The sequence below is a fragment of the Kitasatospora sp. NPDC050543 genome (assembly GCF_044457565.1).
Taxonomy (GTDB): Bacteria; Actinomycetota; Actinomycetes; order Streptomycetales; family Streptomycetaceae; genus Kitasatospora.
In genome coordinates, this window is sequence record NZ_JBITGZ010000010.1 from 60,377 (window position 1) to 85,652 (window position 25,276).

The window sequence follows — 25,276 nt, forward strand, 5'->3', positions numbered from 1 at the left end:
GGCGCCCGGCGGGGGCAGGGGGCACGGCCCTCAGGCGCCGTGGCCCGCGGGCGCGCCCGCCCACGCGGCCAGCGCGGCGTCGCGCCCGCTCGGGCGGGCGGCGTCGTCGTCGGCCCGGGTGGCCCAGGCGATGTGGCCGTCGGGCCGGATCAGGACCTCGGCCACCCCGTCCAAGGCGGCATGGCGGTCGTACCGCCGGGCTGTGACGGCACGGACGCGGGTGCCCCGGCCGCCGGTGAGGCCCGCAGGCCGGTCCGGGTCTGCGGCGAGGCCGAGCAGGACGAAGCCTCCGCGATGCAGCAGCTCGTACACGCGGGTCGCCTTCGAGCCGGCGACCGTCAACCCGGCGTCCGGCATCCGGCGCCCCACCAGGGGGTCGGTGTCCGCGTCCCCGTCCGCCGGCGGGTAGGCGGTGCTCAGCGCGGAGACCTGACCGGCCAGACGGCGGTTGACCTCCTCGATGCCGAGCAGTTCGTCGAAGAGCCTGCGCAGCGCGGCGGCGGGGCGCTGGTACTGCGGGACGAGGGTCAGCTCCGCCAGCAGGGTCTGGACCTCGGTGTTCTCGGTGACGGCCAGTCCCACGGGGTGGCGCTCCCGGTGGTAGCTGCCGAGCAGTCCGGGCGGCGCCCAGCCGTTGATCACGGCGGCCAGCTTCCAGCCCAGGTTCATGGCGTCCTGGAGTCCGGTGTTCAGGCCTTGGCCGGCCGCGGGGAAGTGAATGTGCGCGGCGTCGCCGGCGAGCAGGACGCGGCCGCAGCGGTAGCGCTCGGCGAGCCTGGTGGCGTTGCCGAAGCGCGACAGCCAGCGCGGCTGCGCCACACCGAGGTCGCCGCCGCAGAGCCGGATCAGGGCGGCCCGGAACTCCTCCAGCGTCACCGGCTCGGCGGCCGGGGTCCGCATCCGCTCCGGATCCATGAGGACGAAGCGGGTCAGGCCGTCCTCCAGCGGGACGACGAGCAGGCCGCGGGCCCGCGCCTAGTCCAGGGCGGCGGGATCCGCGCCGACCACCGCGAAGTCCCCGAGCACCCCGGTCAGCGTCTCCGCGGTGCCGGGGAACCCGATGCCGGCGGCCTCTCGCACCGTGCTGCGGGCGCCGTCGCACCCCACCGCGTACGCGGCGCGCACGGTCTCGTTGCCGCCGCCCCCAGGCCCGCGGAGCCGTACCTCGACCCCCTCGGCGTCCTGACGAAGCCCCACGGTCTCGTACCCGCGGCTGATCTCCACCCCGAGTTCGCGTGCCCGCTCCTCCAGCAGCGCCTCCGTGCGGGCCTGGGCCAGGAACAGGGTGTAGCCGTGGCGGCTGTCCAGAGCGGCGAAGTCGAGGCGGGTGTCGAGGGCCGCGAAGTGCCAGCCCGGCACCGTCCTGCCGCAGGCCAGGAAGCGGGGCGCGAGGCCGCGCAGGTCCATCAGCTCCACGCTGCGCGGATGCAGCGTCAGCGCGCGGGAGTCCCGCTGCGGTTCGGTGCGGCGCTCCACGATCCGGGTCCGCACACCCGCCAGCGCCAGCTCGCAGGCGAGCATCAGCCCGGTCGGCCCGCCGCCCACCACGATCACATCGATGTCCATCGGAGATGCTCCCTCGGATTTAGTGAACAGCGTTCACGTGAACGCTGTTCACTATAGTGAGCCCCATGAGCTCCCCGTCAACCCCCGCACGAGGCCGCCCCGCCCGGCTCGACCCCGACCGCACCGTCGGGACAGCCCTCGAACTGCTGGACGAAGCCGGGCTGGACGCCCTGACCATGCGACGCCTCGCCGACGCGCTGGGCGTCCAGGCCGGCGCGCTGTACCGCTACTTCGCCACCAAGCAGGACCTGCTGACGGCGATGGCGGAACGGATGCTGGCCGATGCCGGCACTCCCCCGGCAGCGGCAGCGACCCCTGACGCCGACTGGAGCGAGCGGCTGGCCGACCTCGCCAGGGCGATGCGCGCGGCGCTGCTCGCCCGTCGCGACGGCGCCCGGGTCTTCGCCGGTACGCACTCGACCGGGCCGCACACCCTCGGCTTCGCCGAGACGATGATCGGCGTGCTGCGCGAGGCCGGCTTCGATGACCGGGACGCGGCGCACACCCTCATGGCGGTGGCCAACTTCACCGTCGGCCACACCCTGGAGGAGCAGGCCGCCCTGCGGCCCGGCAGCGGGGATCCCGCCGACCCGGAACGCCTGTGCCAGGCCGTGACCGTGACGCCGGGCCGGTTCCCCCACCTCGCCACGGCGCTGCCCACCCTGACCGGTACCGACTTCACCGCCGGCTTCGAGTTCGGCCTCCGCGTCCTCGTCCAAGGCCTGCGCACGCTGGACCGGACCGGGCACCGGCACGGATACGCGGCCGGGCACGGCGGCGGAGGCCGGGAGCGCTCCTGACCGCACCCGGCCGGCCACCGCCCGCGCACGAGGTCCGGCGCACCGGACAGGACGGTCCGGAGAGCCCACGGGAAGAGCAGCGAGCCCGTCCTCCACACGTGACCCGCCGGCGTCCCGAACCCGGCCCGGGGGGTCGCCGTACCACGGACCGTCCGCCCAGGGTGGGGAATTCGCGGGCAGACCCCCCGCATGGGCGAACCGGGCCCCGCAGGAGGGAAACACGGGCCCGCGGCGGCGAAAATCTGGTGCCAGCACCGCTACTTCGGCTCTGCCCGACACACCCCGCCGCACCACGGTCGGCGAGGGCCGGCGCGGGCGTCGGGACATGCGAACCAGAGCTGCCACGCCGCCGGAGCCGGCCCCCGTCCGCCCTTCCGTACTCTTTCGATCGTTTGAGGATGCTGATGCTTAGTGCTGGATCGTCACCCGTGGACCGGCGCTCCGCTCCCGTTCTCGTGTGGCTCCTACCCACGGTCGTGACGGCGGCGGCCGCCGCCGTCGCCGTGTCGCTGGCCTCGGCCGGCGCCCGCGCGGGTGTCCTCTGGTGCGGGGTGGTGGGCACCGCGGCGGTGGCGGTGGTGGCCGCCGAGGCGGCGCGCCGGGGGCGCGCGCTGGCGGCGCTGCGCCGGCAGTACGCCCGGCAGGAGAACGAGCTGCGCCGACGGCTGGCCCGGCAGGAGAGCGAGACGGCCGAGCTGGCCGCGGTCGCGCTGCCCGAGGCCGTCGCCCGGCTCCAGCGCGGCGAGTTCACCGAGGACGTGCTGAAGGCGTACGAATCCCACGACACCGTCGTCGGTGCGGAGTTCCAGGCCGCCCGGCACTCCGTGCTGCGAACCGTCCTGGACGCCGTCGACAACGAGGAGGGCATGCGCGAGTCCGCCCAGCGGGCCTTCGTCAACATCGCCCGCCGCGTCCAGGCGATCATCCACCGGCAGGCCCAGGACCTGCGCGAGATGGAGGACCGGCACGGCAACGACCCGGCCGTCTTCGACGACCTGCTGCGCCTGGACCACGGCAACGCGCTGATCGGCCGGCTCGCCGACAGCATCGCCGTCCTCGGCGGCGCCCGCCCCGGCCGGCAGTGGAGCAGGTCGGTGCCGCTGTACAGCGTGCTGCGCGGCGGTATGTCGCGAATCCTGGACTATCAGCGGGTGGAACTGCACCCGGTGTCCGAGGTGGCCGTGGTCGGACCCGCCGTCGAACCGCTCATCCACGCGGTCGCCGAGCTGCTGGACAACGCCACCCGCTACTCCCCGCCGCAGACGAACGTGCACCTGACCGCCGTCGAGGTGCAGACCGGAATAGCGATCGAGATCGAGGACGGCGGCCTCAGCCTCAGCGAGGAGGGCCGGGCCCGCGCCGAGCGGATGCTGAAGGAAGCACAGGCCGGCATCGACCTCAACGACCTCGGCGAGACGCCCCGGCTCGGCCTCGCCGTGGTCGGCCGGCTGGCGAAGGCGTACGGCTTCCAGGTCTCGCTGCGCCCCTCCGCCTACGGCGGTGTGCGCGCCGTGCTGATCGTGCCCCAGAAGCTCATCACCACGGCGCCCGCCACCGGCCGGGCCCACGGCATCGGCGTCACCGGCAGCCCCCGGCCGGCCCCGACCGCCACCACCCGGCCCGCGGGTGGACCGCGGCCGTGGGGGTCGAGGACGGTACCGGCGGCCTCCTCCGCGGGGTCGTCCTTCGGGTCGGGGTCGTCGTTCGGGTCCTCCCCCGGCGGCCGGCGGGGCTTGTCACCGGCGGACGACGAGGTCCCGGTGGTGAGCGAGTGGACCCCGAACGGCCTGCCCCAGCGCCGGCGCCACGCCGCGCCGTCCCGGCGGAGCACCCCCGGGCCCGCCAGGGCCCCCGAGCCGCCCCCGGCGCCGGTACAGCCCGGTATGTGGCTGGCCGCGTTCAACGAGGGGGTGAACGGCCACGCGCCGTCCACCGGTACGGCCAGCCACACCAGTGAAGAGTCGGCAGCAGGGAAGGGCGAGCAGTGATTCAGCAGCGGGCCAACATGGACTGGATGCTCAAGGAGCTGGCGGACGGCGTTCCGCACACCCGCCACGTCATCGTGCTCTCGGCCGACGGCCTGCGGATCGCCCAGTACGGCGCCGACAACGACACCGCCGACCGGCTCGCCGCCGCCTGTGCCGGGCTGCAGAGCCTGGCCGCCGCGGTGGGACACGAGTTCCCGCACGGCAACGGCCTGATGCGGCTGGTCGTGATCGAGATGGGCGGCGGCTTCTTCTACCTGATGGCGGCCGGCGCCCGGGCCTACCTCGCGGTGCTGGCCGACGAGGGGGTCGACGCCGGCCTCATGGGCCAGCGGATGCGGGACCTGGTCGCCCGGATCGGCGGGCATCTCAGTACACCGCCGCGCAACGGCGAGCAGGTCGCATGAGTGCAGCCGACCAGGGCTGGGACGCAGGAATCCCCGAACGCCTCTACGTGATCACGCGCGGCCGTAGCGGTCTGGCCGAGCAGACCACCCTCGACCTGGTCACGCTGATCGTCTCCCGCTCGGAGCCGACGCCCACGATGCAGCCGGAGCACGCGGCGATCCTGCGGATCTGCGAATCGCCGCTGTCCGTGGCCGAGATCTCCGCCTACCTGCGACTGCCGGTGAGCGCCGTCACCGTACTGCTGGCGGACCTCCTCGCCGAGGAACAGATCGAGGCCCGCGCCTGCGTCCCGCAGGCGACCCTTCCCGACCGTGCCCTCTTGGAGGCGGTGATGCATGGACTTCAGAAGCTCTGACACGGTGGTGGGGCCGCAGAACGCGGACCTGCTCCCGGACTCGACCACCATGGCGGTCAAGGTGGTGATCGTGGGCGGCTTCGGCGTCGGCAAGACGACCCTGGTCGGCTCCGTGAGCGAGATCCGCCCGCTGACCACCGAGGAGACGATGACGCAGGCCGGCGCCGAGGTCGACGACCTCGCCGGGATCGAGCGCAAGACCTCGACCACGGTCGCGATGGACTTCGGCCGGATCAGCATCAGCCACGAACTGGTGCTGTACGTGTTCGGCACGCCGGGGCAGGAGCGGTTCTGGTTCCTCTGGCACGGCCTGTTCGAGGGCGCCCTCGGCGCGGTCGTGCTGGTCGACACCCGCCGGCTGGAGGTCAGCTTCGACGTGATCGGGCGGCTGGAGGACCGCGGCGTGCCCTTCGTCGTCGCGGCCAACACCTTCCCCGAGTCGCCGAGCTACCCCACCGAGGAACTGCGGGCCGCCCTGGACCTGCCGCCGGACGTGCCGATCATCGCGTGCGACGCGCGGACCCGCGAATCCAGCCGGGACGTCCTGATGACGCTGATGCGCTACCTGTACGACCTCTCGGCCTCGCCCGCACGGTGACCGCGCCCCGGCGAGGCCGCACGACGACCGCGGAAGGACGGTCGCACGATCGCCGCCGCACGACGCCTGCCGTGCCACGACTGCCGCACCACGAACGCCGCACCACGCCTGAACACCGCACCACGACGCTCCACGATGACCGCCTCGCGCCGACCCCGGAGATACCGTGACCACCCCGTTCCCTGACGACGCCTCGCTCACCCCGCCGCCCGGCTGCCCCGCCGACGGCCTCGGCCTCGGCGCCGGCGGCCTCCGGCGGCTCTACGGGCCCGAGGCCGAGACCGACCCGGCGGGCCTGTACGAGAAGCTGCGCGCCGAGCACGGCGAGGTGGCGCCCGTACTGTTGCACGGTGACCTCCCGGCCTGGCTGATCCTCGGCCACTCCGCCAACCTCACCGCCATGCGCACGCCCTCCCGGTTCTCCCGGGACTCCCGCCGCTGGACGGCGTTCCAGAAGGACCAGGTCACCCCGGACTCCCCGCTGATGCCGGTGATCGCCTGGCAGCCGCTGTGCGTCTTCACGGACGGTGAGGAGCACAAGCGACTGCGCGGGGCGGTCACCGACAGCCTGAACCGCTTCGACCACCGCGGCATCCGCCGCTACGTCACCCGCTTCGCCGACCAGCTGATCCAGGACTTCGGACCCACCGGCCGGGCCGAGCTGGTGTCACAGTTCGCCGAGCACCTGCCGATGCTCGTGATGACGCAGGTGGTCGGCATGCCCGAGGAGTACGGGCCCCGACTGGTCGAGGCCGCCCGGGACCTGATGAAGGGCACCGAGACGGCCATCGCGAGCAACGACTACGTGGTGGCGACGCTGCGCCGGATGATGGAACGCAAGCGGGCCGAGCCCGGCGCCGATCTGGTGTCCTGGCTGATGCAGCACGAAGCCGGCCTCACCGACGACGAGGTGCTGGAGCACCTGCGGGTGGTACTGCTCGCCGCGAACGAGACGACCGTCAACCTGATCGCGGACACCCTGAAGCTCGTCCTCACCGACCGGCGCTTCCGCGCCCATCTGTCGGGCGGCCATATGACGCTGCCCGACGCCCTGGACCAGGTCCTCTGGGACTCCGCGCCGATGTCGCTGGTCGCGGGCCGCTGGGCCACCGGCGACACCGAACTCGGCGGCCAGCGGATCAAGGCCGGCGACATGCTGCTGCTCGGGCTCGCGGCCGGCAACGTCGACCCGGCCGTCCGGCCCGACCTGGCGAAGCCGCTCTACGGCAACCGCTCCCACCTGGCCTTCGGCAGCGGGCCGCACGAGTGCCCCGGCCAGGACATCGGCCGGGCCATCGCGGAGACCGGCATCGACATCCTGCTGACCCGCCTGCCGGACCTGCATCTCGCCGTCCCCGAGGAGGAGTTGACCTGGACCTCGGCCTGGCTGGCCCGGCACCTGGTCGAGCTGCCGGTGCGCTTCGCCCCCCGGACGAAGCCCGAGCCGGAGCCCGCCACCGCCGAAGGCGCCCAGCCGACGACACCCCCGACAACACCTCCGGTGTCGGCCACCGCGCTGCCGCCCCTGCCCCCGGCCACCGCACCGGCCGCACCGGCCGCCACCGCCGCCCTCCCCGCGCAGCGCCGCAGCTGGTGGGCCGTCCTGACCAGGCCGTTCCGCCGCTGACAGCAGCAGCGACCGGCCCCGAGCTCACGAAGCCCGGAGCCGCCGATCCAGCACGTCCGCAAGTCTGTCACGCGAGGAGGGGCGGCTCCCGGGATTCCCCGGAAGCCGCCCCTCTCGGCGGTCGGCGGATCAGACCAGGTCGGCGTCCGGGATCCAGGAGCCATGGATCATGGCGGGCACGCGCCGGGGCAGGTGGATGGTGGCGACCGGCGGCAGTGCGAGGTCGGAGGCGTCCAGGACGAGCATCCGGGAGGCGTCGGCGTTCAGGTCGCTGACGACGGTCAGCAGGTAGCCGGCGTCCTCGCCGCCGGCGTCCGCGGCCGGGACGAACACCGCCTCGCTGGGGAGCTGCCCCGCCCCGAAGGGCAGCAGCTGGCGGCTGCCGGTGGCGCGGTCGTACTTCACCAGGGTGTGGTTGCCGATCCCGAGGTCGTCCGGGAAGGACAGGGCGTACTGGTAGCGGTGCTCGCGGCCGACGAAGGCGTCGTTGATGGTCGGGAACTCGACGGTGAGGTCATCGGTCTGCTCCTCCCGGACGGTGCCGGCCGCCAGGTCGATCGTCCAGCGGCGGCTGCGCGAACCGGAGTTGGGCTCGGCACCGCGGTCGGGCGCACCGACCCACCAGTTCCACGAACGCTGCCAGCCGGCGCGGCCCACGGACGGGCCCTCGACCACGACGCGGCCACCGGCGTCCTCGTAGGCGTTGGCGAGGTGCATCGCGTAGCCCTGGCCGATCTCGAACCAGCGGACCTTGCCCGCACCGCCCGCACCGCGCGGCAGGACGCCGATGCGCGAGGGCTGCGCGTCGCTCCAGCCGTACGGGATGCCGGAGTGCTCGGCCGGGTCGAAGGTGACCGAGCCCTCCAGGAAGACCACGTGGTGCTCGGTGATGGCGAAGTCGTGCTTCAGCGCGGCGCCGGCGCCCGGGACCTCCTGGCTCTCCAGCACCCGGCCGTCCGCCGTGGCCACGTGGTGGATCAGGTAGGGCGGGAACGGCGAGGAGGAGAAGAAGTGCAGCTCGCCGGTGACCGGGTCCTCCTTGGGGTGCGCGGTCATCGCCGAGGTCAGCCGACCGCCGAAGTCGAAGGCTCCCACGGTCTCCAGATCGGCGGTCAGCTCGAAGGGGAGGTTCGCCTCGCACAGCGCGAGCAGGCGGCCGGCGTGCTCGATGACGTGGGTGCCGGCGGTGCTGGCGGTGAGGTCGGGGCCGTGCTCGGTCATGTAGGGGGCGCCGTCGAGGGCGGGGGTGTGCACCCAGCGGTTGCGGTACCACTCGGCGCGGCCGTCGCGCAGGCGGATGCCGTGCACCATGCCGCTGCCCTTGAACCAGTGGGTGGGGGTGATGCCGGGCTTGGGGTTGTGGCTGTTGCGGATCAGCCGGCCGGTGAGCTCCGGGGGCAGGGAGCCCTCGACGGTCAGCCCGGTGGCGGTGATCTCGTCGGCGACGGGGGTGTAGTGGCCGGTCAGGTAGGGCTTGCTGGTCATGGGGGATCCTCTTCGCTCGGACGGGACTTGCGACGTACGGGACTTGCCGGTGTGCGGGACTTGCCGGTGTGCGGATCTTCGGGCCTCGGGCGGCCGGACGCGCCGCGGCGGCGGCGCGCTCAGGGCGGCGGGTCGCGCCGGTCAGCGGCTCTCCGCGCGCTCCTTCAGGCAGTGCAGCCACCGCTCCAGCGAGTGGTGGAGCGCACCGCGGAGCTCGTCGGGCTGGGCGAGGACGGGGGCCCCGCTCCAGGACTCGTCGGTGCGGATCGTCACCACGCCGTCCCGCTCCTGGAAGGTCCACACGTGGACACCGTCGATGCCCTGCGCCGGGCCGCCCCAGACGATGCGCCGGCCGGGGACGATCTGGTAGACGGTCGAGGTGATGTCCAGGCCGTGGGTGCGCCAGGTGAAGGTGGCACCGGGGGCGAGCGGACGGTCGAGGTCCGCGCGGTCGATGTCCGGGTTCCACTCGGGCCAGGCGGCGATGTCGGTGTGCAGCGCCCAGACCTCGGCCAGCGGGGCGTTGACGGTGACCGCGAGCCGGACCACGACGGGGGCGTCGGAGTCGACGGCCTGGATCGGCCCCAGTGCGGTGGTGGAGTCGAGGATCGCGTCGGGGGCGTCGGTGCTCATGACCGGTTCTCCTTGGTGGTGGCGGTGAACTTGCTTGCCGTGAACGAAGGTTGGCCGGCGCCAGGTTGGTCGGCAGCGTCCGGCCGGTGGGGCGGTGGCGGCCTGCGGGCCAGCAGCGGAGTCAGCGCGGCACCTGCGGCGGCGACCGCGGCCGAGACGAGGAACGCGGCCCGGTAGCCCCCGGTGAGGGCCGCCTCGTGGGAGTGGCCTGCCGCGAGGGTGGCCGTCCGGGAGGCCGCGAGGGTGCCGAGTACGGCCAGCCCGACGGCTCCGCCGAGCTGCCTGGTGGTATTGACCAGGCCGCTGGCGAGCCCCGCGTCGACAGCCGGCACGCCGGCGACCGCGGCCGCGGTGAGCTGGACGAAGGCGATCCCGAGGCCCAGGCCGATGAGGACGGTGGGGCCGAGCACGTCGCCGGCGAAGGTTCCGTGCGGGGAGATGCCGGCCAGCCACACCAGTCCGGCGGCGAGTGCCGCCAGGCCTGCGGCGAGCGCCGGGGACGCTCCGAGTCGGCGGGCGAGCCTCGGGGCGAGCGCCGAGCCCAGCATGTTCGCCGCCGCGAGCGGGAGTTGGGACACTCCGGCCCGCAACGGCCCGTCGCCGAGCACCTGCTGCTGATAGAGCGGCAGGAAGTAGAACAGGCCGACCCACACCGCGCCGAGCAGCGCCATCACGAGGTTGGCGGGTGCGACCGAGCCCGCGCCCAGCAGGCGGGGTGGCAGCAGCGGCGCCGGGTGCCTGCGCTCCGCGGCCAGGAAGAGCGCCAGCAGGACGCCCGCCACCGGCCAGGCGGCCAGCACCCACGGGTCGGTCCAGCCATCGTGCCCGGCCGTGGTCAGACCGTGGACCAGGACGACCAGGGCCGTCGTGACGGTGACCGCGCCGACGAGATCGAGGCCCTTCAGGCCGTGGCGGTCCGAGGCTGACGCGGGGACGAGGAACGGAGCCGCGACCAGGACCGCCGCCGCACCGAGCGCGCTCGTCCAGAACACCGACTGCCAGCCCAGGCTCTCGGTGAGTACGCCGCCCAGCAGAACGCCGGCCGCGCCGCCGGCGCCCGACACGGCACCCCACACCCCCAGCGCCCGGCCGCGCCGCGGCCCCGGCGGGAACACCTGCATGACCAGCGCGAGGGAGGCGGGAGCGATCGCGGCGGCCCCGGCGCCCTGTACGGCCCGGGCCACGACCAGCTCAGCCGGCGTGGTGGACAGCGCCGCGAGCACTGCGGCGACCACGAAGACCGTCAGGCCGGCGATCAGCACCCGGCGCCGTCCCACGAGGTCGGCGAGCCGCCCGCCGAGCAGCAGCAGCGCCCCGAAGGCCAGACCGTACGCGTTGATCACCCAGGTCATACCGGCGCCGGAGAGCCCCACCTGGTCACGGATCGCCGGCAGGGCGACGTTGACGACGGAGGTGCTGAGCACCACCACGAACTGCGCGGCCGCCAGGACGGCCAGCACAGCGGCGGGCCGGGCGGCGGTGCCGCCCTGGATCTCGGACAAGAGAACTCCTATGTGTGGTCACCCACTCACTAGCGGGACCGAAAGCGAGGCCCGTTGACCCTTGATCAGTGGCCGCCCATCCACCCACAGAGCATGTGTGATTGATCGCTCACTTTCACCCCCCACAGGAAGGCCACCCTCTGCCACGAGGGGGCCGCCAGCGGCGGGGGCCACGGCAAGCGGACGCGCCTGCGGCGGCCGTCAGTAGTGCCGGATGCCCGCCGCGAGCGTGCGGGTCCAGGGGGCGTCCACCGCGGTGGCGTCCATCGCCACCAGCAGATGGCAGAGCATGCCGACGGCGAAGAACTCCTGCACCTGCCGGTCGTCACCGCCCGAGGCCCCGCGCACGTACTCCACCAGGCGGGCATATCCGGCCCGCATGGCATCACGCACCGCCGGCTCCGAGACGGCGGCGGCCTGCGCATGCATCTGCACCAGCATCAGGTCGTTGTCGCTGATCAGCCGGGCATACGCGTCCCCCATCGCGGAGAGCACCGCCTCGGGTGAGCCGCTCTTGGCCTCCGCCGCGCCGACCTCCAGGCTCGCCCTGACCCGGACCAGGCAGTGCTCGACGACGGCGACGAACAGGGACTCCTTGCTGGGAAAGAGCCGGTAGACATACGCCTGCGAGATGCCGGCCGCCTTGGCCACCTCGGTCGTGGTGGTGCCGAAGTACCCCCGCGCCGCGAACGCTCCGATCGCGGTGCGCAGCACCGTGTCGCGGCGCTCCTCGGCGGTGGACAGCTGGCGTCGGCGTTCCGTTTGCATGTGAGTACTCAACCACTCACACTTTTCGGTGTCAACCGCTCAACCGCTCAACCGCTCAACCGCTCAACCACTCCACCGCTCGACCCTTCACCCGCCGACAGCGACATACCGGTCACTTCGCCGTGCCGGCCTGCATCCGCAGACGCTGTCGGCAGACGGCCGCGTCGGTGTGCCGGCGCAGCGCCCGGTCGATGACGGCGCCGCGCTGGTTCTGCAGGACGCGCTGCCACAGGCGGGCGGGCTCGACCTCGGGAATGAGGACGGTGACGCGGTCGTAGGCGTGCTCGGCGCCGAGCTCGTTGACGAAGCCGGCGAGCGGTTGGCCGATACGTCGGTGGGCATCGGGGATCTCGATCAGCGGGACGCCGGGCCGCCACAGCTCCCAGTCGCGGCGCAGCGCCTCGGCGGCCTGCCGGTCCTTGGTGTCGGGATCGGCGTGGACGACGGTGACGGCGAGGACCTCGTCCCCGAGTGAGACGGCGGCGGAGAGGGCGTCGCGGGTGAGCCGCGTGATGGCGTGCACCGGACGATCACCAGGGAGCGCCGGCGGGTGACCGGGCCCGGTATGCGGCCCAGCTCCAGCCGGGCGCCGATCCCGGCGTAGGTGTGGTGGATCAGTTCGAAGAGGGCGACGAGCAGCGGCAGCGCGAGGCAGATGCCCCAGGAGCCCTCGGTGAACTTGGTGCCGGTGACGACCAGGGTGGCGACACCGGTGAGGAGTGCGCCGAAGCCGTTGAGAGTGCTTTGCCTCGCCAGTGGGGGCCGCGTTCCTGTCGCCAGTGCCGGACCATGCCGATCTGGCAGATGGTGAAGCCCACGAAGACCCCGATGGCGAAGAGCGGGACGAGGCAACACCCTGACGCGCGCGTCGCACGCCCTGACGCATCCTTGACGCCCGGCGGAGGGCCGCCCCGAGCCGCCACGCCGGCGGCCGGCCCGCCCGGTCGGCCGCGGGGGCGACGCCGGTCCGCGCCGGTGCGGACCCGAACCACACATCGTGGATGAACCCCGGCGGGCACCGGACACGTCCTTTCCCATAGCCGCGCGAGCAATCACAAGCCGCACAACCACCATTCATCCTCCGGTTGTCCGACCGGCAATGGTTCGGACGCACCCTAGCTGTTCGGATGCGCACCGGGCTTTACGAGATTCAGCTCTTCCCGCCACGGCCGGCCGATCCGCGCATCCACGATCAGGCATTCGCGAAGCGTGATCCGACGATTCGTCAGCATACGTACATGCCATTGACACCGATTCCGCAATTTCCGTGGGAGGACCGCAGTGCATCATCGTTCCCGCAGGCCCAAGGCGCTCGGCATCGGCATGACCGTCGCCCTGAGCCTGGCCCTGGCCGCGCCGGCCGCCCTGGCCGAACCGGCCGCCGACCCCGATCCCGTACCCGGCCTGGTGGCCGGCCAGGACACCGCCACCCCGCAACTGGTCACCGGCCTCGCCGAGCCGGCCCCCGGCAGCCCCGCCCCCGCCGCCCTGGCCTACCTCGCGGCCCACCCGGACCGGTACCGGATCGATCCCGGGGAGCTGACCGAGATCGCGGCCGAGCGCACCGCCGACGGCCGGCACACCGTCAGGTTCCAGCAGCACCACGGCGGTATACCGGTGCTCGGCGCGCAGTACCTGGTCCACCTCACCGGCGACGGCGCCGAGCAGCGGGTCGAGTCGGTCGGCGGCAAGTACTTCACCGGCCTCACCGCGCCGACCACCCCCGGCGTACCGGCCGCGATCCTGCGCGACGTGGCGCTCGGCTCGCTCAAGGACCCGCGCGCCAGGGCCGGGGCCACCGCCGAGGACCGCGGCCCGGTGGTCCTGCCCGGCGGCACCGGCCGGCTGGCCCAGCACTTCACCGTGTACGGCACCGACCCGGCCACCGGCGGCCGACTGGTCCGCGAGGTCTACGTGGACGCCACCGTCGGCGTGATCGCCCTCGCCCACGACGCCCGCGCCCCGTACACGGCCGGCGGCACCACCCGCGCCGAGGCCGGCGCCACCGCCGAACCCGCCACCGGCACCGCGCCGGACGCCTTCGGCCGCTCCGCCAAGGTGAACATCGGCCACCTCCCGGACGGGAGTTACCAGCTCACCGACCTCACCCGGCGCGCCACCATCGCCACCTACGACGCGGCGGGGCGTGACTACAACGACTTCAACGGCGGCATACCCGCCGACATCCTCCCGGCCCGCTCCGCCGGCCCGGACTTCCCGGCCGCCACCGGCAGCACCGGCGCCACCGACGCCCACCTCAACGCCGCCATCGTGTACGACTTCTACCGCGACCGGCTCGGCCGGGAGGGCCTGGACGGCAAGGCCGGCCCGATCGTCTCGGTGGTCAACGTGACCAGTGACGGCGAGCCCTTCCCGAACGCCTTCTGGAACGGGAAGCAGATGGTCTACGGCGGTGGCCCCGAGTACCAGCCGTTCTCCGTCGCGCTCGACGTGGCCGGGCACGAGATGACCCACGCCGTCATCGAGCACACCGCCGCCCTGGCCAACCTCGGCCAGTCCGGAGCGATGGACGAGGCGCTGGCCGACTACTTCGGCAATGCCATCGAGGTGACCGCCCGTGGCCTGTCGATGAGCGACCCGAAGGCCGCGCTGCTCGGCGAGAGCCTGTGCCGTACCGGCACCCCGGAGGCCTGCGCGAACCGCCGGCTGGACGGCCACCGCAGCACCGTGAACGACTACCTCGGCGCGGGGGCCGGGCTCGACGGCGGCGGGGTGCACCTCAACTCCACGATCTTCAGCGGTGCGTTGTGGGACATCCGGGGCAGCCTGGACCCGCTCACCGCGGACCGGCTGGTCTACCGCGCGCTGGCCGACTACCTCACCCCGCTGGACGACTTCGTGGCCGGGCGCGACGCGGTACTCGCCGCCGGCCGGGCGCTCAAGCTGAACCGGGCCCAACTCCGCTCGGTGGCCGCGGCGTTCGACGCACACGGGATCCGGGCCGGCTGGCAGAACCGGCTCGGTGTGGACAGCCGTCCGCTGCTGCGCGACGTCTCCTCCCCCGTCGCGCCGGTCGCCGCGGACGGCCGCTGGGTGATGAGCGACAACGACCCGGGCACCAAGAAGCCGGCCGCGCTGTACACCGGCTCCACCACCAGCCCCGACACCCCGACCCGGCTCAGCCCGGATGACGGCCGCGTGCACGGCTGGGCCGCCACCGACGGCAGGTCCGCCGTGTGGCTGGCCATCGGCCCCGACGCCCAGGGCAAGTGGGGGATGGAGGTGCTGACCCGCTCGCTGTCCGGCGGGCCGGTCCGCAGCCTGTTCCACTCCGCGGCCCAACAGCCCGGTGAGGTCCAGATCTCCGGCAACGACATCGCCTTCCAGGTGACCGACTCCGCCACCGGCCGGACCCGGGTCCAGCTCTCCCACGACGGCGCCCCGGCGGTGGAACTCCCGCTGCCCGACGGCCACACCCTGTCGGGCCTCACCCTCAAGGACGCGACCCTGGGCTGGTCCGAGTCCTGGACGGCCGGGCAGGATCTCGTCTTCGCTCCGACGGTCTACTCGATCCCCACCGGCAAGGTCACCGCGCAGTACGTCGCGGACGCGCCGAACGGCGGCAGCCGGCCGGTGGCCCAGTCCACCCTGCTCGCGGGCGGACGGCTGCTCTGGGTGGAGGTGCCCGGTGACCGGACCGAGCGGAGCTCGATCCGCTCCGGCGCCCTGGACGGCTCCGGCGTCACCGACGTGCTGTCCGGCACCTCGCCGTACGCCCCGCCGCGCAGCACCATCAGCATCACCGCCTCCGACCGGGCCGTCACCTACGGGGTGCTGGGCAGCAAGCCCGCCGGCGGCTGGTCCAACGCCGCGCTGCCCAAGCTCTGGCAGATCCCGATCACCGGTGGCACCCCCGAGCGGCTGTCCTGCAACCGGGGCGGCCAGTACCTGCCCGCGGCCGACCAGGGCACCCGGGTGATCTGGCTGGACGCCACCGCCGGCCGCACCGACCTGGTGGTCCGCAACCGCCCGGTGGGCTCCTGCTGACCGTCCTGCCGGCTCACGGCCCGGCCGGCCACCGCACCCCGCGGTGGCCGGCCGGGCCGCGGCGGTGTGCGCGGGTGGCCGTCACCTTCTGCTGCGGGATCAGCGGTGGGCGCGTCCCGCGTCAGCCGGCCGGCGCGTCGGTGCCGGCCGCGGGTGCGCAAGCGGGGCGCCGGGGGTCAGCACCGGTACGGATCCCCACTGCCCGAGACGTAGCCATCACAGAATCGGCTGAGGGAAGTGCCTTCGCCGGGCTAGGTTCTCGGGCAGGGGGGTGGCCAGGATGGCGCTGGAGTTCGGCTTGCTCGGCAGCATCGAGGCATGGAGCGGCGATCAGCCGATCGATGTGGGTCCGGTGCGGCAGCGGTGCGTGTTGGGGGTGCTGCTGGTCGACGCCAATCGGGCGGTCTCCGTTGATCAGTTGATCGACCGGGTCTGGGGGGATCATCCTCCGCAACGCGCCCAGGTGTCGCTCTACAGCTACCTGTCCCGGCTTCGTCGAGCCTTGGCGGGGCCCTCCGACGGTGTCGGCGGCATCGAACGCCGCTCAGGCGGCTACGTCCTCGATGTCGATCCGTCCGCCGTGGACCTGCACCGCTTCCGACGCCTGGTCACCCGAGCCCGAGCGGTGGACGACCGCCAGGCCGCGGCCCTGCTGGAGCAGGCCCTGGGACTGTGGCGCGGAGAGGCGCTCGCCGGGCTGGACACCCCCTGGGTGGGCGAACTGCGCGACACCCTTCGTCAGGAACGTCTGACGGTGGAGCTGGACCATGCCGACATCCGGCTCCGCCACGGCGGCCACGCACAGGTACTCGCCGAACTGCTAGCCCGGGCCGAGGCCCACCCGCTGGACGAGCGCCTGGCAGGGCAGCTGATGCTGGCGCTCTATCGCAGCGGGCGCGCCGCCGACGCCCTGACGCACTACGAGGCGATTCGGCGCCAGTTGGCGCAGGAGCTGGGCGCCGACCCCACCCCGGCCCTGCAAGCGCTGTACCAGCAGATCCTGGTCGGTGACCCGGTACTCACCCTCACCGAGCAGGTCGGCACCGCGCCGGTGCAACCCGCGTCGACGCAGGCCGTCCCGCGTCAACTCCCCGCGCCCCCGCCCGGCTTCATCGGCCGCACCTGCGAGCTGACCCGACTCGACCGGTTCCTGGACGCCGATGCCCAGCAGGGCGGCTCGGTGGCGATAGCCGCGATCAGCGGAGCCGGGGGCATCGGCAAGACCTGGCTGGCGCTGCGCTGGGGCCACACGCATCTGGCGCTGTTTCCCGACGGCCAGTTGTTCGCCAACCTGCGTGGCTACGACCCCACGGGTCAACCGGTGGCACCTCAGGTGGTCATCCGGGCCTTCCTCAACGCGCTCGGTGTGCCGGCGGCGGCGGTCCCGGCGGACCCGGACGCCCAGGCGGGGCTGTACCGGTCGCTGGTCGCCGACCGGCGGATGCTGATCATGCTGGACAACGCCCGCGACAGCAACCAGGTGATCCCGCTACTGCCCGGCAGCCCCGCGTGTACGGTCCTGGTCACCAGCCGGGACCGTCTCGGTGGTCTGACCACCACTCATGGTGCCCAGTACCTGGCCCTGGACGGGCTGACCGAAGCCGAGGGCCGCCAGGTACTCGCTCGCGCCCTCGGATCCGAGCGGCTCGCGGCCGAACCGCAGGCTGCGGCCGCCCTGCTGCAACGGTGCGCCAACCTGCCGCTGGCGCTGGGGGTCGTGGCCGCCCGTGCGGCCACCCACCCCGGGTTCCCCCTTGCCGTGCTCGCGGCGGAACTCGACGAGGCCGCCACCAGGCTGGACGCGCTGACCACGGGAGACCTCGCCGCCGATCTGCGGGGCGTCTTCGAGACGTCCTACCGGGCCCTCGACGTCCAGGCGGCCCGCGTCTTCGCCCTCATGGGGCTGGCACCAGGACCGGACAGCAGCCTCGCCGCCATCGCCGGCCTCGCCGCCCTTCCGATCCCCCGCACCCGGGCCCTGCTCCAGCTCCTGGAGAACGCCCACCTGGTGCAGCAACCCACGCCGGGCCGCTATCGCATGCACGACCTGATCCGCCTCTACGCGGCAGAACTGGCGGCCGAACGGACCTCCGCCGCCGAGCGGACCACCGCCACCGAGCGGCTGTACCAGTGGTACTCGGCCACGCTCGCGGCCGCCGTGGGCATGGTGGACCATCTGATGGCCTCCCCCGCCGACCAGGTCGAGGAGTTGCCGCCCCATGTCCTGTCCTTCCAGGACAGGGAGACCGCGTGGTCCTGGCTGGACGACGAGTACGCCAGCCTGCTGGCCCTGATCCAGCTGGCCGCGGCGGAGCAGCAGCACGGCCGGGTCGTCGCACTGGCCCTGGGCATGCGGCGCCTGTTCCTCCTGGGCCGGCGCACCGAGGACTGGATAGACGTCTACAAGATCGCGGCCGAGCGCGCCCACCGGACCACAGATCTCCCCGCCGAAGCGGATCTCGTGGGGAACCTGGCGATCGCCCACTGCCTCGTGGGAAGGACGGCGGACAGCCTGCCCTACTACGAGCAGGCCATGGCGTTGTACCAAAGGCTGGGTGATGACATCGGGATCGCCGGCGTGGCCGGTAATCTCGGCAACGCGCACTACCTGCTGGGGCATTACACCGATGCCGCCCGGTGCTTCGAACAGGCACTGGCCGCCTTTCGCCGCCGGGCGGACGCGCGCGGTGAGGCCAACGCCCTCAACAGCCTCGGCCGGCTGGCCACTCTCCTGGGCAGGACGGAGCAGGCCCAGCGCCGACTGGACCAGGCGCTGGAGATCTTCAGGGACCTCCGGGACCTGCACGGCGTCGCCCACGCCCTGGTCAACACCGGTGTGGTGCGCGGGCGGGCCGCCCAGTGGGACCGGGCCGCCGCCTGCCATCGGGAGGCGCTCACGCTCTTCCGCGAGTTCAGGGACCGGGCAGGCGAGGCCGAGGCGCTCAGCAAGCTGGCCACGGCCCAGGCCCAGGCCCAGGACGGCGTCGACCGCGACGCAGGCATGGCAGCCCTGGCGCTGCACGAGGACGCACTGACGATCGCCCGAGCCGTCGCAGACCCCGACCTGCAGGCCGAGATCTGCAACGACCGGGGCGAGACGGCGCTCCTGCTCGGTGACCCGCGCGCCGCAGCCCGCAGCCACCAGAGCGCCCTGCACCCCGGAAGCAGCGACCGCCGTGAGCGGGCCCGAGCGCATCGCGGCATCGGCGACGCCTTCCACGCGCTCGGCCGGACCACCGACGCCCGGCGGGAATGGACGGTGGCGCAGCAGATCTTCACCGACCTCCGGCTACCCGAAGCCGACGACCTGGCGGGCCGCACGGGCAGCTGATCGCCACGGGCAGGCCCCCCCTGCTGCTGGAGCCGGCCCCGCTGCCTGGAGGGAGCGGCCGACAGTTTCGCCCCGCACGCGCGCCAGGCCCCCCGGGAACGTCCCGAGAGGCCTGGCGCGGCGGTGTCGGCTCCGGGGAGCCGGCGCGTCCTCAGTCCTGATCCGCCTCGGCGGTCGCCTTGACCCGCCGGCGGACCAGGAACCAGCCGCCGACCAGCGCGGCCGCGATCAGCGGGAGGCAGGCGACCGTGGTGCGGCCGACACCGCCGTCCATCCACATGAGCACCAGGACGGCGGCGAGGAAGCCGAGCGTGACGATCTGGGTGTACGGGGCCCAGGGCAGCCGGTAGCCGGGCCGGGTGACCCTGCCGGCCTCGGCGCGCCGCCAGAACAGCAGCGAGCAGATCATGATCATGCCCCAGGTGCCGAGGATCCCGATCGAGGCGAAGTTGATGACCAGCTCGAACGCCTCGTCGGGCATGACGTAGTTCAGGGCCACGCCGAGCACACCGAACCCGGCGGTGAGCAGGATGCCGCCGTACGGCACGCCGCCCTTGTTCATCACGCCGGTGAACCTCGGCGCGGACCCGGACATCGACATCGAGCGCAGGATGCGGCCGGTGGAGTACAGGCCGGAGTTCAGGCTGGAGAGGGCGGCGGTGAGGACCACCAGGTTCATCACACCGGCCGCGCCGGGGATGCCCAGCTTCTCGAAGACGGTGACGAACGGGCTCCGGCCCGAGGAGTACGCGGTGTACGGGAGCAGCAGCGCGAGCAGCACGACCGAGCCCACGTAGAACAGGCCGACGCGCCACATGATGGAGTTGATCGCCTTCGGCATGATCTTCTCGGGGTGCTCGGTCTCGCCCGCGGCGACGCCGCACAGCTCGACGGAGGCGTAGGCGAAGACCACGCCCTGGACGAGCAGCAGCATCGGCATCATGCCGTTGGGGAAGATGCCACCGTTGTCGGTGACGTTGGCCAGGCCGGGAGTGTGGCCGCCGATGTCGTGCTGGGTGACGATCAGGAAGATGCCGACGAGCATGAAGGCGACCAGCGCGGCGACCTTGATGATCGCGAACCAGAACTCCATCTCGCCGAAGTACTTCACCGAGATCAGGTTGGCCGTGAGTACGACCGCGAGGGCGATCAGCGCCAGGATCCACTGCGGGACGCTGCTGAACATCGCCCAGAACTGGGCGTAGGTCGCGGCGGCCGTGATGTCCGCGATGGCGGTGGTCGACCAGTTGAGGAAGTACAGCCAGCCCGCCGTGTACGCGCCCTTCTCGCCCATGAACTCACGGGCGTAGGAGACGAAGGCGCCGGAGGACGGCCGGTACAGGACCAGCTCGCCGAGCGCGCGCACCACGAAGAAGGCGAAGGCTCCGCAGACTGCGTACGCGATGAAGAGGGAGGGGCCCGCGTTCGCCATCCGGCCACCGGCGCCGAGGAAGAGCCCGGTGCCGATCGCGCCACCGATGGCGATCATGTTGACGTGGCGGGACTTCAGGTCCTTGCGGTACCCGGCGTCGCCTGCGTCGACGTGGCGGGAGGGCGCCGTCGGCGCGTCGGCGGCGGGCGGGTTGGCCGCAGTCAGTGTGCGGTCACTCATGGAGTTGGTTCGCCTTCGTGAGGGGAGAGGTTTCCTGCTCAGACCGGCCGCGACGGTGATGTGGGTGATCACGGTGGCAGGGCCTGACGGCTCATCCTGGCGGCAGGCAAGGCTTCTGGCAGTGGCCAATGTCACGTTCGGGGCGGATTTGCGCAAGATCTGAGCTTTCTCCGCCGACGGGGCTCCACACGGTACCCCGCGCCGCAGCTCCGGCGCGGCGGGGGCGCGCGCGGCCGGTCCACGCTCCGCCCGTCGCGGTGGCCCCGGCCGATCAGCTCCAGGAGCCGGCACCGACCCCGGCCAGGTCGCCGTTGGCTACTGTCACGGCCTGTCACCCCAGCGTCTGCGTCGTCGGCAAGAAGATCACCCCGGGAAGCTTCCTGACGGTCGATCAGTTGGTTAGGCTTCCATGGGTTTCGAAGACATGATCGATCGCCGCCACTATGATCGGCCCGTATCGTGTCAGGTACGCGCCCAATGGAGGCTCTTCCCCAGCAGCGGCTGATGCACCGTCACTTGAATGCCAGCACCCCCTCCGCTCGACCCTCAAAGGCGCGCCATGACTTCTGACCAGCAAGGCCTGATCGCCCGACCACCCGTGGCCGCAGGGTGGGTCCGGTGAGGATCACCCGCAAACTGGCCGTACTCGCCACGGTGCCGCTGCTCGCGGTGGTCGCCTTCGCGGCGCTCGCGCTGCGCATCACCGCCGGACAGGTGTTCGGGGCGGCACAGCTGCGCTCGATGGTGGCCATCAGCGCCCAGGCCGGCGACCTGACACATCAGTTGCAGCGCGAACGCACCTGCGCCGCGGCTCTGCTGACCCGCGAGGCGGATCCCGACCGGACCAACGCCTACCTCCGGCAGATCCAGGCCACCGACGAGAGCATCACGGAGTACCGCCGGCTGCGCGGGCGGCTGCACGGGCCCCGGGGCATCACCCTCGGGCTCCTGAGGCAGGTGGACGCCGACCTGGCGGACCTGCCCGCGCTGCGCAAGCAGGTGGAGTCGAGCCCGAGCACCGCGCTGTCCGCGACCACCTTCCACTACCGGATCGTCATCGCCGATCTGCTGGCCTACCGGGGCGACGTCGCCGAGGCCGGACGCGCCGGGGCGAGTCTCGCGGACCGGATCAACAGCGGAGTGGCCCTGGCCCGGGCCCAGGAGGCGGTGAGCCAGCAGGAGGTCGCGGTACTGACCTCGCAGGCCTCCGGCGTCCTCACCCCGGCCGCGCAGCAGGCGATCACCGCCACCCGCACCGGGTACACCGAGGCCGTCCTGGAGTTCCAGCGGACGGCCACCCCGGAGTGGCAGACCTGGCTGGACCGGTCGCTGACCGGTGCCGGGATCATCGCGGCGGGCCGGCTGGAGGATGCCGTGGCCCGCGCCAGGCCGGGCCGCCCCCTGCCGCTGGACGCGAGCTGGACGACGGTGATGGACGAGCGGACCGACCGGCTCCAGCAGGTCGAGCAGAAGGTCGACGCCTCGGCACTCGCCGACGTCACCGCCTTCCGCAACACCCAGCGCAAGTGGGCCCTGAGCGAGGGCGTGGCGGTACTGCTGGCGGTGGTCTCGGTGATCATCCTCGCGCTCCGGCTGGGCCGGCCGATGATCCGGGAGCTGCGCCGGCTCCGCGACGCCGCGCACGCCGTCGCCCACGAGCGCCTGCCGGCGGCCGTGGCCGCCCTGTCGGCGGGAGGCGCACTCGGCGGGGCGACGCCCGAGGAGTTCGCCGCCGCGGCGGGCGACCCGGTCAAGGTCCGCGGCCGGGACGAGATCGCCGAGGTCGGCGCCGCCTTCAACACCGTCAGCCGGGAGGCGGTGCGGATCGCAGCCGAGCAGGCGGCCATGCGCGACCGGATGGGCACCGTCTTCGTCGGCCTGGCCCGCCGGTCCGACCGGCTGACCGGCGCACTGGTCCGGGCACTCGACGCGGCCGAACGGGACGAGCCCGACCCCGAGCGGCTGGCCCGGCTCTTCGAGCTCGACCACCTGGCCAGCAGGATGCGGCGCAACAACCACAGCCTGCTCGTCCTCGGTGGCGAGGCGACGGCCCGGGTACGGTCGACCGACGCCCCGATCGAGGACGTCCTCCGAGCAGCACTGGCCCAGATCGAGCGCTACACGCGGGTCGACGTCGGGACCACGGACCAGGGCGTGCTGCTCCAGGGCCGGGCGGTGGATCACCTGGTCCACCTCTTCGCCGAGCTGCTCGACAACGCCACCGCGTACTCCAGGCCCGAGACCCGGGTGACCGCCGAGGCCAGGCTGCTGACGGACCGGCTGGTGGTCCAGATCTGCGACCAGGGCATCGGACTGGCCGAGGACGGCTGGGACTCCGCCAACGAGAAGCTGGCCGCACCCTCCCCGGTCGAGGTCGCCGCCGTCCGCGCGATGGGGCTGACCGTGGTGGGCCACCTGGCGTCCTGGTACGGGATCAGGGTCGAACTGCGCCCGCGGCCGGGCGGCGGCACCATCGCCGAGGTCACCCTTCCGGACGCCGTGTTCGGCGTGGCCAAGGCGGCCGAGCTGCCTCCCGTCCCGGCCCCGGTCGCGACTTCGGGCGCGTCGGTGCTCCCGGTCGCGCCGGAGGTGCCGGCACTGCCACCCGGTGCCGCACCGGCACCCGCCCCACCGGAACCGACGACCGCCGGCACCGCCGACGCTGTCGGCACCAGCGACACCAACGGCACCACCGGGAGCGGCCTGCCCAGGCGCAGGCGCCCGACGGCTGCCACCACCGATCCCGCCCCGCTCCAGGCGGCGCCCCCGAGCGCTCCCGAATCCCCGGCGCCCGCCCCTCGGCCCTCGCACGGGCTGGCGCACCGCGACCCGCAGCAGGTCTCGGCCTCGATGGCCGCGTACGCCCGCGGTATCGGCGCCAGCCGCGCCGGACGCGGCGCCCCCAAGCCACTCCTGTCCGATCCGAAGCAGAAGGAAGACGCATGACCTCCCCATCGACGCACGATCTCGACTGGCTGCTGAACGACTTCGCGGCCCGGGTCCCGGAGATCACCCACGCGGTGGCGGTCTCCGCCGACGGCCTGCTGATCGCGGCCACCCGCGGGGTCGGCACGGAGCACGCCGACCAGCTCTCCGCGATCGCGTCAGGGCTGGTCAGCCTGCTGGCCGGCGCCGCACGGCTGTTGCAGGCGGAACCGGTGATCAGCAACCTGACCGAGCTGCAGGGCGGCTTCCTGTTCTCCATGGCGGTCAGCAGCGGTGCCTCACTGCTGGTCCTGACCTCCAAGGCCTGCGACATCGGGCAGGTCTCCTTCGAGCTGGCCGAGCTCATCAACAAGGTCGGCCCGCAGCTGACCCCCGCGGCCCGCGCCAAGCTCCTCGACAGCACCTCCTGATCGACCGTCAGCTCCGGCCCGTCCCCCTACCCCCGGGAGCACTCGTGTCACCGATCCGCAGACGCCGCTCGGCCCTCCCCCTCCTCACCGCCCTGCTGCTCGCGACCGGCTGCGCCGGCGGCCACGGCGGCGGTGACACGGCCGGGGGCGGCCCGAGCACGGTGAAGATCGGGCTGCTGGCGTCGCTCTCCGGGACGTACAAGTCCGTCGGCACCGATCTGCGGGACGGCTTCCAGCTGTACCTGGACACCCACGGCGGCGTGCTCGGCGGCCACGGCGTCGATCTGGTGACCGCCGACGAGGGCGACGGTGCGCCGACCGCCCTGCCGGCCGCCACCAAGCTGGTCAAGCAGGACAAGGTCCTCGCCGTCACCGGGGTGGTCGGCGCGGGCTCGGTCGCCGCGATCTCGCCGCTGCTCGGCGAGGCCGGGATCCCCCTGGTCAGCTCCAACGGCCGCCCCGAGGTCAAGGACGTGAGCCACCAGTGGAGCACCAGCTTCATGTCCGACGAGCCGGGAGCCGCGATCGCCCAGTACGTGCGTGAGACCGTCGACGGGCCGGTGTACGCGATCGGACCCGACTACCAGGGCGGCTGGGACGAGCTGCGCGGCTTCACCGACGCGTTCGGCAAGGCCGGCGGGCAGCTCGCCGACCCCGGAGGCAAGACGACCTTCACGCCGTTCCCGGGCACCACCGACTTCACCCCCTACCTCAACAAGATCAAGAACTCCAAGGCCAAGGCGGTGTACTGCTTCTACGCCGGCAGCGCGGCGGTCGACTTCGTCAAGCAGTACGCCCAGTCCGACCTGGCCGGCACCCCGCTGTACGCCGCCGGGTTCCTCACCGAGGGCGGGGTGCTCACCGCCCAGGGCGATGCCGCCAAGGGCATCCGCTCGGTGCTCAACTACGCCCCGGACCTCGACAACGCGGCCAACCGGGCGTTCGTCTCGGCCTGGCAGTCCAAGCACCAGTCCCCGCCCACCACGTACGCGATGGCCTCCTACGACGCCGCCGCCGTACTCGACAAGGCGATCGGCGCGGCGGGCGACAAGCTCGACCCCGAGACGCTGAACACCGCGATCGCCGGCCTGGGCCAGATCGACAGCCCCCGCGGCACCTGGCAGTTCGGTCGGAACACCCACTCGCCGGTGCAGAAGTGGTACCTGCGCGAGGTCAAGAGCGACGGCCGCGCACTGTCCAACCAGATGGTCCAGGACCTCGCCACCATCGGGAACTGACCGG

The 25,276-nt window shown here is 73.0% G+C and carries 16 protein-coding genes and 2 pseudogenes; 11 read left to right on the top strand and 7 right to left on the bottom strand.

The features are described 5' to 3' along the window. Positions 1-30 precede the first annotated feature (30 nt). Positions 31-1,566: pseudogene (locus ACIBH3_RS15040) on the bottom strand (monooxygenase). A gap of 65 nt (positions 1,567-1,631) precedes the next feature. On the opposite strand from ACIBH3_RS15040, the gene ACIBH3_RS15045 reads away from it, so the two are divergent. From ACIBH3_RS15045 to ACIBH3_RS15070, 6 genes are all read left to right on the top strand, one after another. Further along, the gene (locus tag ACIBH3_RS15045) at positions 1,632-2,366 is read left to right on the top strand and encodes a TetR/AcrR family transcriptional regulator (RefSeq protein ID WP_396312385.1); all 735 of its coding nucleotides are present in this window, start codon (positions 1,632-1,634) and stop codon (positions 2,364-2,366) included. Between the two features lie 404 nt (positions 2,367-2,770). Continuing rightward, the gene (locus tag ACIBH3_RS15050) at positions 2,771-4,354 is read left to right on the top strand and encodes an ATP-binding protein (RefSeq protein ID WP_396312528.1); all 1,584 of its coding nucleotides are present in this window, start codon (positions 2,771-2,773) and stop codon (positions 4,352-4,354) included. Further along, positions 4,351-4,758 carry a roadblock/LC7 domain-containing protein gene (locus ACIBH3_RS15055; protein WP_396312386.1) on the top strand — a complete coding sequence of 136 codons (408 nt, stop codon included), beginning with the start codon at positions 4,351-4,353 and terminating at the stop codon, positions 4,756-4,758. The genes ACIBH3_RS15050 and ACIBH3_RS15055 overlap by 4 nt, the downstream gene beginning before the upstream one ends. Then, positions 4,755-5,114 (top strand): DUF742 domain-containing protein, encoded by a 360-nt coding sequence (locus ACIBH3_RS15060; RefSeq protein ID WP_396312387.1) that lies wholly within the window; start codon positions 4,755-4,757, stop codon positions 5,112-5,114. The genes ACIBH3_RS15055 and ACIBH3_RS15060 overlap by 4 nt, the downstream gene beginning before the upstream one ends. After that, the gene (locus tag ACIBH3_RS15065) at positions 5,095-5,712 is read left to right on the top strand and encodes a GTP-binding protein (protein WP_396312388.1); all 618 of its coding nucleotides are present in this window, start codon (positions 5,095-5,097) and stop codon (positions 5,710-5,712) included. Before ACIBH3_RS15060 ends, ACIBH3_RS15065 begins: the two co-directional genes overlap by 20 nt. Before the next feature lie 166 nt (positions 5,713-5,878). Continuing rightward, positions 5,879-7,339, top strand: a complete 1,461-nt coding sequence (locus ACIBH3_RS15070) for a cytochrome P450 (RefSeq protein ID WP_396312389.1) — start codon at positions 5,879-5,881, stop codon at positions 7,337-7,339. A gap of 129 nt (positions 7,340-7,468) precedes the next feature. Here the strand turns inward: ACIBH3_RS15070 and ACIBH3_RS15075 are convergent, their stop codons facing one another. The 5 genes and pseudogenes from ACIBH3_RS15075 to ACIBH3_RS15095 all read right to left on the bottom strand — a co-directional run. Continuing rightward, positions 7,469-8,824 (bottom strand): carotenoid oxygenase family protein, encoded by a 1,356-nt coding sequence (locus tag ACIBH3_RS15075; RefSeq protein ID WP_396312390.1) that lies wholly within the window; start codon positions 8,822-8,824, stop codon positions 7,469-7,471. A 141-nt stretch (positions 8,825-8,965) separates the two neighbouring features. Then, positions 8,966-9,457 (bottom strand): SRPBCC family protein, encoded by a 492-nt coding sequence (locus ACIBH3_RS15080; RefSeq protein ID WP_396312391.1) that lies wholly within the window; start codon positions 9,455-9,457, stop codon positions 8,966-8,968. After that, a complete protein-coding gene (locus tag ACIBH3_RS15085) occupies positions 9,454-10,959 on the bottom strand; it encodes an MFS transporter (RefSeq protein ID WP_396312392.1) in 1,506 nt (501 codons plus the stop codon). The genes ACIBH3_RS15080 and ACIBH3_RS15085 overlap by 4 nt, the downstream gene beginning before the upstream one ends. Positions 10,960-11,160: 201 nt before the next feature. Next, positions 11,161-11,727, bottom strand: a complete 567-nt coding sequence (locus ACIBH3_RS15090) for a TetR/AcrR family transcriptional regulator (protein ID WP_396312393.1) — start codon at positions 11,725-11,727, stop codon at positions 11,161-11,163. 112 nt (positions 11,728-11,839) lie between these two features. Then, positions 11,840-12,575, bottom strand: a pseudogene (locus tag ACIBH3_RS15095) (amino acid permease); the annotation flags it as partial. Positions 12,576-13,008: 433 nt separating this feature from the next. On the opposite strand from ACIBH3_RS15095, the gene ACIBH3_RS15100 reads away from it, so the two are divergent. Both ACIBH3_RS15100 and ACIBH3_RS15105 read left to right on the top strand, forming a co-directional pair. Beyond that, on the top strand, positions 13,009-15,735 hold the full coding sequence (locus ACIBH3_RS15100) for a M4 family metallopeptidase (RefSeq protein WP_396312394.1): 2,727 nt from the start codon (positions 13,009-13,011) through the stop codon (positions 15,733-15,735). A gap of 280 nt (positions 15,736-16,015) precedes the next feature. Continuing rightward, complete coding sequence (locus ACIBH3_RS15105; protein ID WP_396312395.1) at positions 16,016-19,066, top strand: BTAD domain-containing putative transcriptional regulator; 3,051 nt, start codon at positions 16,016-16,018, stop codon at positions 19,064-19,066. Between the two features lie 151 nt (positions 19,067-19,217). Here ACIBH3_RS15105 and ACIBH3_RS15110 read toward each other — a convergent pair whose 3' ends face one another. Then, complete coding sequence (locus ACIBH3_RS15110; protein WP_396312396.1) at positions 19,218-20,678, bottom strand: amino acid permease; 1,461 nt, start codon at positions 20,676-20,678, stop codon at positions 19,218-19,220. Positions 20,679-21,296: 618 nt separating this feature from the next. Here ACIBH3_RS15110 and ACIBH3_RS15115 point away from each other — a divergent pair. The 3 genes from ACIBH3_RS15115 to ACIBH3_RS15125 are packed head-to-tail and all read left to right on the top strand — an operon-like array spanning position 21,297 to position 25,272. Further along, the gene (locus ACIBH3_RS15115; RefSeq protein WP_396312397.1) at positions 21,297-23,624 is read left to right on the top strand and encodes a nitrate- and nitrite sensing domain-containing protein; all 2,328 of its coding nucleotides are present in this window, start codon (positions 21,297-21,299) and stop codon (positions 23,622-23,624) included. Then, on the top strand, positions 23,621-24,034 hold the full coding sequence (locus tag ACIBH3_RS15120; RefSeq protein ID WP_396312398.1) for a roadblock/LC7 domain-containing protein: 414 nt from the start codon (positions 23,621-23,623) through the stop codon (positions 24,032-24,034). The genes ACIBH3_RS15115 and ACIBH3_RS15120 overlap by 4 nt, the downstream gene beginning before the upstream one ends. 44 nt (positions 24,035-24,078) lie before the next feature. Further along, positions 24,079-25,272, top strand: coding sequence for an ABC transporter substrate-binding protein (locus ACIBH3_RS15125; protein WP_396312399.1), 1,194 nt, complete (start codon positions 24,079-24,081; stop codon positions 25,270-25,272). Positions 25,273-25,276 lie beyond the last annotated feature (4 nt).

Coding starts and splice junctions, on each gene's coding strand:
- ACIBH3_RS15110 (WP_396312396.1), bottom strand. CDS start 20,678: ATGAGTGACCGCACACTGACTGCGGCCAACCCGCCCGCCGCCGACGCG.
- ACIBH3_RS15080 (WP_396312391.1), bottom strand. CDS start 9,457: ATGAGCACCGACGCCCCCGACGCGATCCTCGACTCCACCACCGCACTG.
- ACIBH3_RS15105 (WP_396312395.1), top strand. CDS start 16,016: ATGGCGCTGGAGTTCGGCTTGCTCGGCAGCATCGAGGCATGGAGCGGC.
- ACIBH3_RS15065 (WP_396312388.1), top strand. CDS start 5,095: ATGGACTTCAGAAGCTCTGACACGGTGGTGGGGCCGCAGAACGCGGAC.
- ACIBH3_RS15090 (WP_396312393.1), bottom strand. CDS start 11,727: ATGCAAACGGAACGCCGACGCCAGCTGTCCACCGCCGAGGAGCGCCGC.
- ACIBH3_RS15075 (WP_396312390.1), bottom strand. CDS start 8,824: ATGACCAGCAAGCCCTACCTGACCGGCCACTACACCCCCGTCGCCGAC.
- ACIBH3_RS15120 (WP_396312398.1), top strand. CDS start 23,621: ATGACCTCCCCATCGACGCACGATCTCGACTGGCTGCTGAACGACTTC.
- ACIBH3_RS15050 (WP_396312528.1), top strand. CDS start 2,771: ATGCTTAGTGCTGGATCGTCACCCGTGGACCGGCGCTCCGCTCCCGTT.
- ACIBH3_RS15045 (WP_396312385.1), top strand. CDS start 1,632: ATGAGCTCCCCGTCAACCCCCGCACGAGGCCGCCCCGCCCGGCTCGAC.
- ACIBH3_RS15060 (WP_396312387.1), top strand. CDS start 4,755: ATGAGTGCAGCCGACCAGGGCTGGGACGCAGGAATCCCCGAACGCCTC.